Raw genomic sequence first — 15,223 nt, forward strand, 5'->3', positions numbered from 1 at the left:
ACCGTGCCTGGCAGGCTTTATCTGGCTAACGGCTGCGAGGGGTTTGCACTCAAATCCGGCAGGGGTGCGTGGGGATAGTCGACGGGCTGATAACGAATCGCCAGTTCGGGAGTTTCCAGCCTTTTGCCGCCCTGTAAGCGTGAAGTCAAAGCACGGTCGAGCATACCACTGGTTAACAATGTCCGTTCGACAGGATAGCTGGGACGGCCCGTGTGAATCATGCGTTCGATACTTTTTAACAGATACGCAAAGTGAGGATGTGCAGGTTCAGTTCGCTCTTCGAACTGAGTGGCGACAGGTTTCTCTTGCCCTTTGAGCTTTAACGCCACCGAAGTACGATTCACCGACTGCAGCATGAATAATGCTCCTACAAACCCGTCGTTGTACTTGAAGAGAAACAATCCGGCGTCCGGATCATCTCGAACATCCCCCTGCCTTACTTTGGGCACAGCTGCCAGTGCGGCATCGAAGACAGCCTGGGAAACGAGGCCTTCATCAAGGACGTTCCACATGGCGTCCCCGTCTAGATATTGGACCCACTCCACACCACTTTCTGCCCCCCTTCGTCGCTCAACCAGGCATTGAAAACACTCGAGTGCATGAAAGCCATACCTGTCAAGTTCGGAATAGCCAATTCCCACCGCAGCTTCGATTTCAGATCCCAGCGGTAGATTGAGTTCCGGTTTCCGATATGTCAGGGGAAGCGATGAGCCGGCCATGAAAGGCACCTTCATTTCCTGGGCACGATCATACATCCATTTTGCATCAGCCCAGACGGGCCCTGGATGTTTGTCATTAAAGACAGGTACAACGCGGTCATATTTCTGAAAGGTATCAGTAATTTCTTTGAAAAAACGACGACGAGGATAGAGATGCTGCCCTTTGGCATTAATAGGATATTCGCCATGTTCGCCGATGCTGATCACGCCATCAACGGGTATCCGGTCGGTTCCCACAGTGACCGCTTTTTCGATGGAATCAAAAATCGGCACGTTATATTTCGCGGCCATTTTTCGGGACAGATCCAGATCGGTAAACTGATCTACATACAATGAGGATAACTTTAAAGCCGGCCCTGCTCCGCCATCCTGCTTCCAGCCCTCCAGGATTTTCCCAACCAGCACATCTGCATGTGTTTTAGGTTCGTAGATTGATACGACCGCGGCAATCGATTTTGTTTCAACTGACTTTACAGGAGCCGCGTTCACACGCTGTGAAACAACCCCATACGCAGCAGCGACACTGGCGATCCAGTCTCTGCGAGTCATCATCCTGAGATTCTTCATCGTTTTAGTTAATCCCTTTTTAGATTCAGGTGATTGATCCCAAGAGCAGTATTGCTCTCAATTCAGACAAAAAACAGAGCCCTTTTACATAGGACTTTGATTCAAATTAGTCTTTCTTCTGAAACAGTGAATGTTCCGGATCTCCACCAGATCGCAGGAAAGCCAATAGATCGAGTGCTTCTTCCTTCGTGAGTGTATCAATGAGACCGGTAGGCATCATGGATGACTTGGAAGGCAGCATTTCTTCAATCGTATCCTGGTCGATCGATGTCAGCTTACTGGGATTGGCCATATCCGTGAGCACCATCAGATTTTTACCACTGAGATTAATCACGCGCCCATTCACGACGCGACCATCATCCAGGACAAACATGGTCGAAGCATACTGATCTGAGATCACCTTCGAGGGTTCAATAATTGATTCCAGGAGGTTTTGTGCATTGAAGCGTCCGCCTGCTCCGGTCAGATCGGGACCAATGGTCCCCCCTTCGCCAGCAAAGCGATGACATTTAAAACAGGTCGCAGCAGCAAACATCTTGCGTCCCTGTTCGAAATTGCGCTGAGTATGATCGCTGTTTTCTGCATTCAGTAATTCACCAACGGTCCACTTCTTAACAAAGGGTCGTGGTGGTCCTTCTGCAACGGGTTCCGCTTTTTCGAGATTGACTTCCAGAACCGGTTTCAACATTTCCTTTTCCGCTTCAGACAGATTATTAATTGCTTCCGCCCGAATATTGACCAGAAATTTATTGAACGACATCCCCCCTTTATGGGCGGTCGACTTGAGAAACCATTCAAAGTATTTCTTGCGCAGACTGTCATTCCAGCCTGTCGTCAGATTCATAAGTACCTTCGCATAATGAATCTGTTCCTCCTGCGTCAGCGCTCGATCCTGGAGTTCCAGAGTCCGTTCAATGACTTTGGGAGCATTCAGATAAACCAGCACTCGGCTTAATTCACGATTCATAAAAGAATTGGCAGCAGGATATGCTTTGTTGATCTGCGCGAGAAGATCCAGACGCTCTCTCTCCGTCGGCCCTCCCAGCCGGACAAATACCAGTTGATACAACCGTAGCAGATCCATTTTTTGTGTGTCCGTCAGTTTGTTCCAGTTCAGTTTTTTTAATACATTCACTAACGGTGTTTTGAATGCAGGACTGCCATTGCGTGCCAGCGCGATTCCGCCGGTGATTAACGTCGTTGGATCTTTTTCCAGCAGCACGCAGTTCTGCCATTGTTCGACAGGCTGGTGTTCAAGAGCAATGCGCGCCGCAAAACGAATGTGACGATCTTCGTGACCCAGGTAAGGCCAGACCGAATAGACAATCGTTTCATTCTTTTGAGCATGCAATTCTTCCAGATCTCGTCGTAATTCCCGCAGACCGGCGAGCGCATCCGGGTTCGGTTCCGCAGGAGCCGTCGATTCATCGCCTGTATAAGTGATGCGATACAAACCGGACTGCGTGCGTCGACCGCCAATCGTAAAGTAAAATGCACCATCCACAGGACTGACGACCAGATCCGTCACAGGCAGAGGTGTGGCGGAAGCGAATTTCTCATATGTCGCGACATAAGAAGCGCCCTGCGGCTTCAGATGGACAGCGTAAATAATCCCGTAACTCCAGTCCGAAATGAATAACGCTTCCTGATATTTTGCCGGAAATTTCGCACCGGTGCCAAAAATAATCCCTGTTGGAGAACCCTGACCGATATTCACAACAGCTGGAAGACTGTCGGGATAATAATCGGGCCATTTCCCCGTACCCGAACGCCAGCCGAATTCACTGCCGCTGGTAACATGATTCACGCGCGTGGGTCGATACCAGGGAGAGCCGACGTCCCATTCCATGTCGGCATCATAAGTAAACAGTTCCCCTTCCGGATTGAAAGCGATGTCATACTCATTCCGGAAGCCGGTGCTGACGATCTCAAATTCTTTGCCTTCCGGATCCGTACGACAGATCCAGCCCCCTGGTGCCAGTTTACCGGCAGCATGCCCACGGGCATCCCACAAGCGATGCAGCAACAGGTCCTCACTCCAGTTGCGGGGCACCAGTGATTTCTCAGGGTCCGGTAAATTGGTATGATTACCGGCAGCGATGTAGAGCGATTTTTTATCAGGCGAAAGAATGATGGCATGCGGCCCATGTTCGCCACCTCCCTTAATTTCTCGCAGGAATTTGACTTCGTCAAACTGATCGTCTCCAGTGGTATCTTTGAGACGATACAGGCCAGAAAGTCGTTCCTTACCACCATTCACTACGGCGTACAGACTGTCGAAGGCATACAGCAGCCCATGTGCCATGCCCATATCGACCTTCAGTTTTTCCACCTGGGTATCATTTGTTTTTGAACCAATTTTTGCCGGGGTGATGCGATACAGGTCGCCGTACTGATCGGAAGTAATGAGCCGTCCTTTGGGATCAATGGTCATACTGACCCACGATCCCTGTACTTCGGTTGGAACCGAATACAATAACTCCACCTTAAAATCTTTGAGCAATTTGATCTGGTCTGCGGGAGTGGCTGTTGCAGAACGCGGTGCTTCTGTATTACCCAGTGAGATTGATTCGATTTCAATCAAACCTGTCTGACTGGCCGGATCAATCCTGAGACCCGTCATTTCAGAATCGGCGTAAAAGACGAACGACAGTTCCTGCCAGTCTGGTTTTTTCTTCTTTAAATCAAATCGTTCAGAACGGGAATCGGCATAGCTGTTGTTTTTTTCCGTTTTCCAATAGACCTCCCCCTTCAGGGGAAAGTCAGCCCGCAGTTTTAATTTCACCTGTTTCCAGCCGGCTGCTGATTTCAATTCGCGACCGAAGTGTGGATCCTTTCCTGTACTGTCCACGTGTAGCAGATTGTCTTTGACCGAAAGTTTACAATCCGAGTAAGCGGTCCAGCCGTGTTCCGGATTCTGGAACGTCCATATCTGAGTTGACGGCGACTCGATAGTTTCAGCGGCCAGCAGTGTCTGAGAAACAAGTATTGTGCTGATGGTGATACACAGAGTTTGAAATGCTTGAATCATGTAGCTGCCCCCGATTCGTGATCAATTGGAAATAGAATTGCAGTTGGACGGAAATGTGGTATTGTCAACTGGATCGTAAAAGCCTGTCGGCATTTCTAGAGAACAGATCGACAAGACGGGAAGGTTTCAGATATCGGTTGTTAAAATGTAGTGTTCCCTTCATCATAACAGCTGGAATATGCATTGAAAACTCGTCTGGATTCATTTTTATTTATTGATTTCGCGCAGGTGAACTCGATATTTCTACGAAATCATTGCATCATATAATGGAGTCATTCATCAAATTCTTCTCAATTCTTTGAGCTGATCCTACGCACAATAAAAACAAGGAGCCTCACTTGAAAACCTGTCGCGAATTGATTCGGAGTTGCAGCCTTTTTGCAACAATCTTTAGTATTTCTCTCCTGTTACCCGCCTGTAACCAGCAGAATGGGAACGGTAAAAAAACAGTTGCCTTCGTCACAAACGGAGTCGACCCGTTCTGGGTGATTGCCCAGAGAGGTGCTGAAAAAGCGGGTGAAGACCTGGATGTGAATGTCGAAGTGAGAATGCCCCCCCAGGGTGTGGCGGATCAGAAACGAATGGTTCAGGAACTGCTGGCTCAAAACGTCGATGGAATTGCGATCAGCCCGATTGATCCGGAAAATCAAAATGAGCTGTTAAAAGAAATCGCCGCGCGATCGATTCTGATCACTCAAGATTCCGACGCACCGGAAAGCCCACGTCAGTGCTATATCGGCATGGATAACTACACCGCCGGTCGCATGTGTGGAGAACTGGTCAAAGAAGCCCTGCCGGATGGAGGCGAGGTCATGCTGTTTGTAGGGCGTCTGGGTCAGGCCAATGCCCGTCAACGCAGGCAGGGTGTGATTGACGAACTGATGGATCGCTCGCACGACGGTTCACGCTACGACAAACCAGGTGAGGTCATCAAGAATGACAAATACTCTATTCTGGATACCCGTACTGACGACTTCGACCATCCGCAAGCCAAAGCGAATGCGGAAGACGCGATTGCCAATCATCCCAATTTAAAATGCATGGTCGGTCTGTTTGCTTACAATCCCCCGCTCTGCCTGGAGGCGATTCGTGACGCCGGTAAACTGAAAGAAATCAAGGTTGTCTCATTTGACGAAAATGAAGCCAGCCTGCAGGGAATCATGGATGGTACGGTCGTAGGCACTGTCGTTCAAAACCCTTACCAGTACGGCTACGAATCGGTACGCGTTTTGAAAGCACTCGCCAACGGTGACAAATCGGTGATCCCGGAGAACGAAATTCTGCACATTCCGGCTCGCAAAATCCGTAAGGACAATGTTGAGGAGTTCTGGACCGAACTGAAATCACTGCTCGGCGATTCTGCGAAAAAGGATCCGGGACAAACCGTAAACGAGACAATAAAATCTGCAAAGAAAACTGATCCGGGAGCAACACCAGACCCCCGTTACCCACAACAGCAGAAAGAACCGCAGAAGGATGAGTAGTCCTGCCACGACTCATCCGGCACCACTTCTCGAAGTAGCTCAGATCTCCAAACAGTTTCCTGGCATCAAAGCCTTGAGCCAGGTCAGCCTGTCGTTAAACCATGGAGAAGTTCTGGCTGTCATTGGTGAAAATGGTGCCGGTAAAAGTACGCTGATGAAAATCCTGGCGGGTGTCCAGCCTCCGGATTCGGGGAAACTGCTGATTGAAGGAGCAGAAGTCTCAATCTCCGACGTAGAGGCTGCGTTGGAGAATGGGATCGCCCTGATTCACCAGGAGTTGAACCTCTGTGAGAATCTGGACATCGCAGCCAATATTTTTCTGGGACGTGAGCCCGCTTCCTGGAATGTGATCAACCAGCAGCAGACTTACCTCGAATCCCAAAAGCTGCTCAAGCAGGTGGGGCTGAATCTTCCTCCGCAAACCCTGGTGGGTGATCTGACCGTCGGGCAACAACAGATGGTCGAAATTGCCAAGGCTCTTTCGATCAATGCCCGAATCCTGATTATGGATGAACCCACCTCATCCCTTTCTCTGCACGAATCGGAGGCCCTGTTTGCCGTCATCCGGGAACTGAAGGCGCGAGGGGTCAGTGTGATTTACATTTCCCATCGGCTGGGCGAGGTCAACGACCTAGCCGATCGTGTCGTCGTCTTACGCGATGGCGAAAACGCAGGCGATCTGGACCGTGCCTCGATCTCCCATGAACGGATGGTGCAATTAATGGTGGGCAGGAATGTCTCCCAGTTTTTTCCGCATACGCCCCATGAGCCCGGTCAGGTCGTTCTGGAAGTCAAACAGCTCCGTACCCCCGCCTATCCGTCCCACTTCATCAACTTTTCGATCAGGCAGAATGAAATTGTTGGTATTTCAGGACTGGTCGGAGCAGGCCGTACAGAGCTGCTGCAGGTGCTGTTTGGCATCGACTCTCCTCTCAGTGGTTCCATCTCAGTTGCCGGACAGGAAGTACAGATCAATTCACCGCGGGATGCAATCCGAGCGGGTCTGGCACTGGTACCCGAAGACCGTAAACTACAGGGGCTGGTGCTGGAGATGGCAGTCCGCGAAAACATGAGTCTGGCCAGCCTGACGCGCGATCGAAAATCACTGGGTAGAATTAATTTTAATCAGGAACGCAACATCTCCGAAGAGATGATCGCGGTGATGAAGATCAAAACTCCCAGCGATAGTCAGATCGTGCAGTTTTTATCTGGCGGAAATCAACAGAAAGTCGTGCTGGGAAAATGGCTGGCCATGAATCCCCGCGTCTTGCTGCTCGACGAACCCACCCGCGGCGTTGATATTGGTGCGAAAGAAGAAATCTACACGCTGATGAATCAACTGGCCTCTCAAGGCATGGCGGTCCTGTTTGTCAGTAGCGATCTGGAAGAAATCCGCGGTATCTCTGACCGTGTGCTGGTCATGCATGAGGGACAAATGACTGGCGAACTCTCCCGCGATGAATTTAGCGAGGAGGCCATCATGCAACTGGCGACCGGCCAGACTCTCAGCCACAGTCAGACGTAATGATCATCTAAGCTGAAATCATACCTGAGAATCAGAATCATGAAAAAAATACTGGGAATTTTAATCTTACTGATTGTTGTCTGCGGCGTGACTGCCATCTCGAATGAGAACTTTGTGTCTGCGTATAACATTCAGAACGTGACGCGACTCACTTCCCTGTTTGGAATTATCAGTATTGGCGTCGCCTTTGTCATCATTTCCGGCGGCATTGATCTGTCGATCGGTTCGGTGATCTGCCTGATTGGAACCATGCTGCCATACCTGCTGGCCAAAGGGGTTCCCGTTCCGCTCGCCTTCTTGCTCGTCGGAGTCCTCTCTATCTGTATCGGCCTCGCACATGGTTTACTGATTACCAAACTGAAACTGCAACCCTTTATCGTGACCCTGTGTGGCCTGTTGATCTATCGGGGTGTCGCCCGGGGAATTACCGAGGATCAAACCCAGGGCTTCGGTACGGCTCATGCGGGACTCCGCTATCTGGCAACTGGTAAAATCGATCTCCCCTTCATCGAAGGATTCAAGCTACCTGTGCCGTTCTTAATCATGCTCGGTTTGGCTCTGCTGGCTGCTTTCCTGCTGAATAAAACGATTTTTGGCCGCTATCTGAAAGCCATCGGAAACAATGAAGCAGCCGCTCGGTATTCCGGCATCAAAACCGATAAAGTTGTGATTACGGCGTATGTGATCTGCTCGTTCCTGGCAGGTATCGGGGGCATTCTGTTCGGTCTGGATATCAACTCGGTCCAGCCCGAGGGGATTGGTAATTTCTACGAATTGTACGCGATTGCAGCAGCGGTACTGGGGGGATGCAGTATTCGCGGCGGTGAAGGGACGATTCTAGGAGTGGTCATCGGTGCCGCTCTGATGCGGGTTCTGCGCAATTCAATCACCATGCTGGGGATTCCCTCCCAGCTGGAATTTGCTATCATTGGAGCAGTAATTCTGGTCGGCGTCGTCTCGGACGAACTTGTGAAACGTTATGCACAGAAACGCCGGGCGATTCAGCAGGCCAGACAGACATCGGGATAGTCATTTCGAAAGCTTCGGAATCATCAGTATGATCACCTACGAATATTTTTGCGAATCAAACAACGAAACAGTTGAAGTCAGCCATCGTATGAGCGAATCCCTCAAAACCTGGGGTGAAGTGTGCGAGAAAGCAGGAGTCCCTCTCAACGGCACTCCCGCGGCAGCTCCGGTCGAACGTCTGATCTCAGGCGGATTGCTTTTCAAAGGGGAAAGTTCAAATAAGAAGTCCCAACTCCCCATGGCTGATCCAGGCTGTGGTCGCTCCAACTGCTGCCGCCACTGATTTACCAACCTGTGAACGCGCTCCTCGATTGAATCCTCAGCTACATTGAAAGTTTCCTGTGTCTCTGTCTCGTATTAAAAATGGAACGATTTACGATCCGGCGAATGGAGTCAACGGCGAAGTCTGTGACCTGTGGATTCAGGACGGTAAGATCATTGCCCGTCCCCCCAATGCAGATTCGTTCACAGGAAAGACGCTGGATGCAACCGGGTACGTCGTGATGCCGGGCGGGATCGATATGCACTGTCATATCGCCGGCCCCAAAGTCAACGCGGGTCGCAAAATGACACCAGAGCTGAAACGCAATGCGCCCCCGATTTATCGCAGCGACCACACTCGTTCGGGAACAGGAGGCGTGGTTCCCAGTACCTTCGCTACCGGTTATCTGTTCGCCAGCATCGGTTATACAACTGCCATGGACGCTGCCATTCCAGGGTTGCATGCCCGCCATGCTCACGAAGAACTGCAGGACACGCCAATTCTGGATAAAGGCTTCTACCTGCTGTTCGGTAACAATCATTTTGTGATGAAGCATCTGCGGAACCAGGACCAGAATGCCCTCGATGCGTACTGCGCCTGGCTGCTGGAGTCGGCCAAAGGTTATACCATCAAGATTGTCAATCCGGGCGGCGTCGAAGACTGGAAGCAGATCAGCCGCAAGACGATCAAAGAACTGGATTCCCCCGTCCAGAATTTCGGCGTCACACCACGACAGATCGTTCGCGGGCTGGCAGGAACCGCTGACCGTCTGCAGCTGCCGCACTCCGTGCACATCCACTGTAATAATCTGGGGATTCCCGGAAACTGGGAAACGACTCTCAATACAATGGAGTCCCTGGAAGGCCATCGCGGACATCTGGCACACGTCCAGTTTCATTCCTATGACGGCGATCCCAATGATCCAGCCAGCTTTTCTTCCGCGACACAAAAACTGGTGGATTATGTCAATACGCATGAAAACATCACGGTCGACGTGGGGCACATCAATCCTGGCACCACGCTTTCCATGACCGGCGATACGCCTTTCAGTCAGTTCCTGCATAATATCAATCGGAATAAATGGTACACCGCCGACTGCGAACTGGAGAGCAGTTGTGGCGTGATCCCCATCGAATACCGACCACAGAAAAGTCTCATTAATGCAGTCCAGTGGGCGATTGCGCTGGAATGGTATCTACTGATGGAAGATCCCTGGCGGGTCATCATGACCAGCGATCATCCGAATGGCGGGGCCTTTTATCATTACCCAGAGATTATCTATCTGTTGATGGATCGCAGCTTCCGCCTGGAATTTCTCTCCCGGATGCCCGAAGCAATTCGTGAACGCAGCGTGCTGGCTGATCTGGAACGGGAATATTCACTCTACGAAATTGCCATCATTACCCGGGCTGCTCCAGCGCGGGTCCTGGGTATGAAAGACAAAGGTCACCTGGGTGTCGGTGCCCATGCTGACATCACCATCTATGCACCACAGCAGAATCGACAGGAAATGTTCGAACGCCCTCGCTGGGTTTATAAAGATGGTCAGCAGGTTGTCGTAGATGGAGAAATCCAGGCACACGCGTTTGGAAAAACCTATTACACCTCGCCCGACTTTGATCAGGAATTTCTGCCACACATCGAAAGCTGGTTTAACGACAACTATTCGATTCGCTTCCGGAACTACCAGATCGACAGTCAGGAAATTCCCCAGGCAGAAGAAATCACTTGCCAATTGGACTTACGCTAATCCACAGATAGTGCAGCCTTCTATCAGTCATGAGAGTGACGTAGTGGGGTGAATATTTAAAGCATGGTCAGTTAAGTAAGTTAAAAACTCAATTAACTGACCTGCTAAAAAATATTCTAAATGAGTGTGCTGACTTATAAGCTTTAAATTGGAGGTAATGTTCGATTTACTTCTGGTTGTGACAAAACGACTTCTTCATCCTGGATGGGAAGAAACTGTCCTTCGTCCGGGTTATAATTATAAACCTCACCGGTTTCAAATTTGTAAACCCAGCCATGTAACTTTAACTCTCCACGACTCACCGCCGCCGCAACCGACGGATGTGTTTTCAAATTTTCGATTTGAACGAGCACATTTTCCTGCACAGTCAGAACGAGACGCTTTTGAGGATCTGTCAGGTGTGAGTAATTCTCATCGACAATTCTACGTGTTGATTCAGCGTGTTGTAAATAAGATTTAACAGCGGGCATCTTTTCGAGCAACGCCGGATCAAGCAGCCCCCCCATTGCACCGCAATGAGAATGGCCGCAAACAATGATATCTTTGACCTTCAACGCACTCACGGCATATTCAATTGTTGCGGCTTCTCCGCCAAACACAGCGCCGTAAGGAGGAACAATGTTTCCCGCAGTCCGCTGGATAAATAGCTCACCCGGTTTAGTCTGAGTTAAATGGTTCGGATTGATTCTTGAATCCGAACAGGTAATAAATAGCGCAAGCGGGCTTTGGCCATCAACCAGTGTTTCGAACAACTTTTGGTCTTGGCTAAAGTAGTTCCTTTGAAACTCGTGAATTCCGTCAACGAGCTTTTGCATATTAATTCTCCTGCTTACTTCATATGATCATTGCATTGAATGCAGATTAAACGTATGTATATACGCATGATTCTACACTTCCATTGAGTGATTTAACATTTTACTACGCTCCATTCTAGTCAGTTCAGCTCACAAAATAAGTTAAATTTGCAGCTCTCTTGAAATATTTGAAGTCTGGCTGTTGGGAGAAAAATAACCCGGAATCACGCCGAGACAATCGCACGTTACAACATACGGTGGCTATCCTGGATGCGAACTTGCCGTTACACCTTAAAACCATTATATTATTGTTACGATCCTTGATAATTCTTATTTGCCAGCATTAACCACAACAAGCAATACTGAACGCAAGGTCAGTACACAGGTGCTGCTGAAACAATTAATGCAGCTGGAACAGTTGATGAAATTCTTTGTTTTATTCGTTCTCTTCTGGGGGGTGTTGTTTGGCACTGCGCTGTCCCTGGCTTCAGAAGAAGATGGACAAGAAATCTCCGTCAACCAGTCTTTTGGCAAATTTGAAAAGAATAAACCTAAAGAAGAGCTGAAAAAACGAGAGCCCACACTCTCCCTGTTTGCCACTATTACGGTCGATTTCCTGCTCGATAAATCGATTGTCTGCTCACTGCATGAGGCATTCCTCTTCCCTCCACTGGTCGATGTTAGCCCTAATTGCTCTCGCGCGCCTCCACTTTCTCTCTGCTGACCCCACAGCCGCTTTCTATCACGATTATGCTACGTCCTGATGCATCACTCTTTTCGTTTGCATCTGCTACTGCTGAAGCTTCTTAAGTCATTCCCAGTTGTGAAATGATGCCAGGAATTCGCTTCTTCCCTGCTGGAGGATGTATGCTAATCAGCTGGATTCCATGAGCGGATAAATTTGGATATCTGGATCTATTTTTCTGTGAAGAACAATGAACGAATCAGCAAATATTCACACCGACCATCAAACTTCAAAATCGACTCACTCTGAGCAGATCTCCGAACTGCGTCATGCGATTGAGCATGCTGCTCATCTTTTGCCAGCTCAAGGACCTATCACAGTTTTCGTGCATCATAACACTCTGCATGCATTCGAGGATCTGTCCTTTGAAAAAGGGGTCGTCGAAGCAGGACGAACATTTGGATGCCATCCGTTTTTATCGGAAGATCATTACCGAAAAAAGTTTGAGAACGATCAGATTCGTGTCACTGATATCGAAGCAGTATTATTGTCTGATCTTGGCGAAAACGCTGAAATACTGATTGGAAATTTTGGAACACGGTATGCTCTCAGATTAGCAATGCTGCAGTTCCCCCTGCATTCTGGACCAGTTTCTGAATTACGCTGGTTTATTGCAGAAACTGATGCTTTGCGGCATTTTCGTCAGGAAGTCAAGCCGGCGGTTCGCGAACAAACAACCACAATGACGCGTCACTGGATCATGCGAGACTTTCTGAATGAAAACAACAGAGGTGAGCAGCGGGCAAAACACATCCTGGACAGTCTGTTTTCCCAATTTGGAAAAGAATCGATTGAAACATGGGACGACCGTAAATGGGAGTCATTTGTGTTACACTTTCTGTGGCGCGTCTGCTACAACGGGGTACAAAGTACAAAATTAAAATCACAGTTTTCGCAGAAACGACTCAGACATCGTGATCTATTATTGACCTCGACTGGTGAGGATACGGACCTTATTGTTCACGATGTGCTGATTCGTTTCTGTGCAGCCTTTCTTGATCAGGGTTTTGGCACCTGGCCTTTACCCGGACGTGAGTTAGGTTTCTATCATTCATTTCTGCAACTGTATTCCGAATCTACGATCGGCCCTGCTAATGAACTTTCCGGATTGAGACGTGAAATTCAAAGATTGCAATCCTCGGATATTGGCCCATTGGAATCAATCTCAGAATCGCTGACATTACTGGGAGTCACCGACGATGACCGCGATGAATTTATCACACAGACGCTGCTTGCTCTGCGTGGCTGGGCTGGCATGGTGTGGCAAATGGAAACCAATGCAGAATGGATGCCCCACACAGCCCCACCAGACAGTCTCATTGAATTTCTGGCGGTGCGTCTGATTCTTGATCGCCTGGCAGCCGAATTTGTGATACAGAATACGTTTGGCTTTGAAGGGCAATTAGATTCCATTCGAAATGAGCTGCTTCAGCAAACGGACAAACATACACAGAACAAAACCAGTCAACGGGCATTTACGATCTTCCAGCTCGCCCAGATACGTGGCTGGAGTCCTGAAGATCTTCTCCATCTTTCATGTGAACAATGGACAACTCTCGTTCAGGAGATTGAATTGTTCCCCAGCCTCGAACGCCGACGTATATATCATCTGGCATTTGAGCGGAAATATCGCAATGAAACTCTCGACGCAGTCGCGATTCACTCCGCCCGGCAACATGCACAACGTGAGCAGCCTAAGGCCGAAACATTACAACATCCCGCATATCAGGTGGCCTGCTGTATTGACGATCGCGAAGAATCGTTTCGGCGGCATCTGGAAGAAATTGCTCCTGAATGTCAAACTTTCGGTATCGCAGGTTTCTTTGGCGTCGCCATGTATTACCGTGGTGCAGCCGACGCACACTTCAGCCCGCTCTGCCCGGTGAATATCAAACCCGCCCACTATGTCCAGGAAGAGACGCTTTATTCCCTCACACAAGCCAGCCGACGACGAGCCGAGACACGGCGACGGATTGGACAAGCAACGCATCAAGCGCACATCGGAACCCGGACCTTCATCGGAGGCTTATTGACAGGGTTACTCGGCTCACTGGCAGCCTTTCCGCTTGTTGCCAGAATTCTTTTCCCACGTACAACAGCACAAATCCGTCGTATGTTTAATCGTATTGTACAGCCTCCGATCACGCAATTGCGTCTGGAACGCATGGACGATCAGCCCGGACCCAGTAACGGTCAACTGGGTTATTCTGTTGACGAAATGGCTAATATTGTTGAAGGAGGACTCAGAGCGTTGGGACTCGGGAAACCAGAGTTGTTTTCGCCGCTGGTGATCATTTGCGGGCACGGCTCCGCCAGCCTCAACAACCCGCATAAAGCCGCTTATGATTGTGGCGCCTGCGGTGGAGGTCGCGGCGGCCCGAATGCACGCGCTTTTGCACAAATGGCGAATGATCCTCGCGTGCGACGCATTCTTTCAGAACGTAGTCTGGTTATCCCGGATCATACTGTTTTTGCAGGATGTTTTCACAATACGTGCGATGATAACATCACCTGGTACGACCTGGATCGACTTCCCATTTCACAACGTAAATTGTTTGAAAAAGCGGAAAAAGATCTCAACGAAGCCCGCGCGCACAGTGCTCATGAACGCTGCCGACGTTTTGAATCAGCGGAACTGTTACTCTCTGTGAGCGATGCCTTGCGGCATGTTGAAGGTCGCGCAGAGGACCTCTCACAATCGCGACCGGAGTGCGGTCATGCCACGAATTCTCTGTGCTTTGTCGGCCGCAGAGAGTGGAGTCGCGGGATGTTTCTCGATCGGCGTGCATTCTTGACATCGTATGACCCGACACAGGATGACGCAGACAGCTCTATTCTAGAGCGATTGTTGCAAGCCGTTATCCCGGTCTGTGCCGGCATTAACCTGGAATACTACTTCTCTTTCGTCGATTCGGCAGGCTACGGTTGCGGGACAAAACTGGCTCACAACATCACATCGTTATTGGGTGTGATGGATGGCGCCGCCAGTGATCTGCGGCCCGGTCTGCCTTGGCAAATGGTTGAAATCCATGAACCGGTACGTTTGCTCTTTGTGATTGAAACCACTCAGAAGGCTATGAGACGCATTATTTCAGACAACGCTGCCATTGCCAGACTTGTGAACGGTAACTGGATACAACTAGCCATTCTTAATGCTGAAACATCCCAGATTCACATATTCCGTAACGGTGATTTTGAAATTTACAAACCGGAAACGAATGAACTCCCAGTTGTAGATTCGTCAATCGACTGGTACCGAGGCTGGCGCGATCTTCTCGGATTCGCTTCCATTCGCGATCATGAACTTTCGTCATAAT

10 protein-coding genes are annotated in these 15,223 nt (G+C 49.5%); 7 read left to right on the top strand and 3 right to left on the bottom strand.

The features are described from left to right. Positions 1–17 precede the first annotated feature (17 nt). Together Pan161_RS19045 and Pan161_RS19050 are read right to left on the bottom strand one after the other, a co-directional pair. Complete coding sequence (locus Pan161_RS19045) at positions 18–1,271, bottom strand: hypothetical protein (RefSeq protein WP_232103312.1); 1,254 nt, start codon at positions 1,269–1,271, stop codon at positions 18–20. A 121-nt stretch (positions 1,272–1,392) separates the two neighbouring features. Then, positions 1,393–4,317 carry a c-type cytochrome gene (locus Pan161_RS19050; protein ID WP_145229820.1) on the bottom strand — a complete coding sequence of 975 codons (2,925 nt, stop codon included), beginning with the start codon at positions 4,315–4,317 and terminating at the stop codon, positions 1,393–1,395. A gap of 338 nt (positions 4,318–4,655) precedes the next feature. Between Pan161_RS19050 and Pan161_RS19055 the strand changes: the two genes are divergently transcribed. The 5 genes from Pan161_RS19055 to Pan161_RS19075 are packed head-to-tail and all read left to right on the top strand — an operon-like array spanning position 4,656 to position 10,367. Continuing rightward, positions 4,656–5,801 (top strand): sugar-binding protein, encoded by a 1,146-nt coding sequence (locus Pan161_RS19055; RefSeq protein WP_145229822.1) that lies wholly within the window; start codon positions 4,656–4,658, stop codon positions 5,799–5,801. Beyond that, positions 5,794–7,326 (top strand): sugar ABC transporter ATP-binding protein, encoded by a 1,533-nt coding sequence (locus tag Pan161_RS19060; RefSeq protein ID WP_145229824.1) that lies wholly within the window; start codon positions 5,794–5,796, stop codon positions 7,324–7,326. Before Pan161_RS19055 ends, Pan161_RS19060 begins: the two co-directional genes overlap by 8 nt. Before the next feature lie 39 nt (positions 7,327–7,365). Then, positions 7,366–8,355: an ABC transporter permease gene (locus Pan161_RS19065; RefSeq protein WP_197995412.1), complete on the top strand. Its 990-nt coding sequence runs from the start codon at positions 7,366–7,368 to the stop codon at positions 8,353–8,355. Positions 8,356–8,383: 28 nt separating this feature from the next. Beyond that, positions 8,384–8,638 (top strand): FmdB family zinc ribbon protein, encoded by a 255-nt coding sequence (locus tag Pan161_RS19070; protein ID WP_145229828.1) that lies wholly within the window; start codon positions 8,384–8,386, stop codon positions 8,636–8,638. A gap of 58 nt (positions 8,639–8,696) precedes the next feature. After that, a complete protein-coding gene (locus Pan161_RS19075; protein WP_145229830.1) occupies positions 8,697–10,367 on the top strand; it encodes a formylmethanofuran dehydrogenase subunit A in 1,671 nt (556 codons plus the stop codon). Between the two features lie 143 nt (positions 10,368–10,510). On the opposite strand, the gene Pan161_RS19080 is transcribed toward Pan161_RS19075, so the two are convergent. Continuing rightward, positions 10,511–11,182, bottom strand: coding sequence for a carbonic anhydrase (locus tag Pan161_RS19080; RefSeq protein ID WP_145229832.1), 672 nt, complete (start codon positions 11,180–11,182; stop codon positions 10,511–10,513). 400 nt (positions 11,183–11,582) lie between these two features. On the opposite strand from Pan161_RS19080, the gene Pan161_RS19085 reads away from it, so the two are divergent. Both Pan161_RS19085 and Pan161_RS19090 read left to right on the top strand, forming a co-directional pair. Continuing rightward, positions 11,583–11,885, top strand: coding sequence for a hypothetical protein (locus tag Pan161_RS19085; RefSeq protein ID WP_145229834.1), 303 nt, complete (start codon positions 11,583–11,585; stop codon positions 11,883–11,885). A 211-nt stretch (positions 11,886–12,096) separates the two neighbouring features. Next, the gene (locus Pan161_RS19090; RefSeq protein WP_145229836.1) at positions 12,097–15,222 is read left to right on the top strand and encodes a DUF2309 domain-containing protein; all 3,126 of its coding nucleotides are present in this window, start codon (positions 12,097–12,099) and stop codon (positions 15,220–15,222) included. The last annotated feature ends 1 nt before the right edge of the window (position 15,223 follow it).

The organism is Gimesia algae, assembly GCF_007746795.1.
Lineage (GTDB): Bacteria > Planctomycetota > Planctomycetia > Planctomycetales > Planctomycetaceae > Gimesia > Gimesia algae.

Coding starts and splice junctions, on each gene's coding strand:
- Pan161_RS19045 (WP_232103312.1), bottom strand. CDS start 1,271: ATGATGACTCGCAGAGACTGGATCGCCAGTGTCGCTGCTGCGTATGGG.
- Pan161_RS19050 (WP_145229820.1), bottom strand. CDS start 4,317: ATGATTCAAGCATTTCAAACTCTGTGTATCACCATCAGCACAATACTT.
- Pan161_RS19060 (WP_145229824.1), top strand. CDS start 5,794: ATGAGTAGTCCTGCCACGACTCATCCGGCACCACTTCTCGAAGTAGCT.
- Pan161_RS19065 (WP_197995412.1), top strand. CDS start 7,366: ATGAAAAAAATACTGGGAATTTTAATCTTACTGATTGTTGTCTGCGGC.
- Pan161_RS19070 (WP_145229828.1), top strand. CDS start 8,384: ATGATCACCTACGAATATTTTTGCGAATCAAACAACGAAACAGTTGAA.
- Pan161_RS19080 (WP_145229832.1), bottom strand. CDS start 11,182: ATGCAAAAGCTCGTTGACGGAATTCACGAGTTTCAAAGGAACTACTTT.
- Pan161_RS19085 (WP_145229834.1), top strand. CDS start 11,583: ATGAAATTCTTTGTTTTATTCGTTCTCTTCTGGGGGGTGTTGTTTGGC.
- Pan161_RS19090 (WP_145229836.1), top strand. CDS start 12,097: ATGAACGAATCAGCAAATATTCACACCGACCATCAAACTTCAAAATCG.